The sequence below is a fragment of the Enterococcus sp. H57 genome (assembly GCF_003112495.1).
Lineage (GTDB): Bacteria > Bacillota > Bacilli > Lactobacillales > Enterococcaceae > Enterococcus_B > Enterococcus_B faecium.
In genome coordinates this window covers 1-1,337 of sequence record NZ_BEHC01000073.1, presented here as the reverse complement: position 1 = coordinate 1,337, position 1,337 = coordinate 1, and the positions used below count along the sequence as shown (strand labels likewise).

Below are 1,337 nucleotides of genomic sequence, written 5' to 3'. Positions count from 1 at the left end.
GAGAGTGTAAAATATTTTGTGTAAATAGAAAAAAGGAAGTCCCTTCTGTAGAATAGAGTTACCACAACACATTCACAGAAGAGAGGACTTCCCTATGAACGATTTTACTACAGAAATTCTAAAGACTCTAGCGAACAAAGGCGATTTGAATGAATTATTCCGTGTCCATTTGGAGAAAGCAGTCAATACGCTTCTCAAAACGGAGTTAACGGCTTTCCTAGATTACGAAAAGTATGATCGCATTGGTTTTAACACGGGTAATTCTCGTAACGGCTCCTATGACCGTACGGTCAAGACCGAGTATGGGGAACTTCATCTCCAGATTCCGCGCGACCGCAATGGTGAGTTCAAGCAACAGACTGTTCCTGCTTATAGACGGACGAATGACACGTTAGAGGAGACCGTCATTCACCTCTTCCGAAAAGGTATTACCATGTCGGAAATCGCAGACTTGATTGAGAAAATGTATGGGCATTACTACACGCCCCAAACCATGTCCAATATAACAAAATCATTTACAGAAGAGGTAACGGCGTTTAATGGGCGGGAGCTTCATGACCGTTATGCTGCTATTTATATGGACGCAACGTATATTCCGTTAAAGCGGAAAACCGTCGCCAAGGAAGCTATTCATATCGCAGTTGGCATTCGCCCGGACGGATCAAAGGAAGTATTGAGCTATGCGATTGCACCGACTGAATCCATCACGATTTGGGAGGAAATTTTATTGGACCTTCAAGAGCGCGGTTTGAAAAATGTCCTCCTGTTCATCACGGATGGCTTAAAGGGGATGGTAGGAGCGATTAGTCGGTTCTATCCCAAAGCTCGTTTTCAACATTGTTGTGTACACGTTTCCCGTAATATCAGTCATAAAGTGCGTGTCGATGATCGTAAGGAAGTCTGTGATGATTTTAAAATGGTGTATCAAGCCTCATCTAAAGAGGTGGCGTTGGAAGCACGTGGTACTTTTGCGGAAAAATGGAAAACCAGCTATCCAAAAGTGGTTGAATCGATTCTTTCGAACGATCACTTGCTCACTTTCTATGATTTCCCCTTGGCCATACGCAAGAGTATTTATTCTACGAACTTGATTGAATCCTTTAATAAACAAATCAAGAAATACAGCCACCGCAAGGAACAGTTCCAAAATGAAGAGTCGATGGAACGTTTCTTAGTCTCGTCTTTTGATACTTACAACCAAAAATTCCTAGGTCGCAGTCATAAAGGTTTCCAACAGGCCGAAGGCGAGCTCGAACAAATGCTAAGCCAACTGATTGAGAATTAGAAACAATCTGCAGTAGGGAAGAATCATTTACACAAAATTATTGACGCTCCCT

General features: G+C 42.4%; 1 protein-coding gene. It reads left to right on the top strand.

Going from position 1 to position 1,337, the window contains the following annotated elements:
- The first annotated feature begins 94 nt into the window (after positions 1 to 94).
- Positions 95 to 1,285: an IS256-like element ISLgar5 family transposase gene (locus DIZ30_RS12590; RefSeq protein WP_000997694.1), complete on the top strand. Its 1,191-nt coding sequence runs from the start codon at positions 95 to 97 to the stop codon at positions 1,283 to 1,285.
- The last annotated feature ends 52 nt before the right edge of the window (positions 1,286 to 1,337 follow it).

What these genes read in the sequence shown, in the direction of transcription:
- DIZ30_RS12590 (WP_000997694.1), top strand. Translation starts at nt 95, where the DNA reads ATGAACGATTTTACTACAGAAATTCTAAAGACTCTAGCGAACAAAGGC.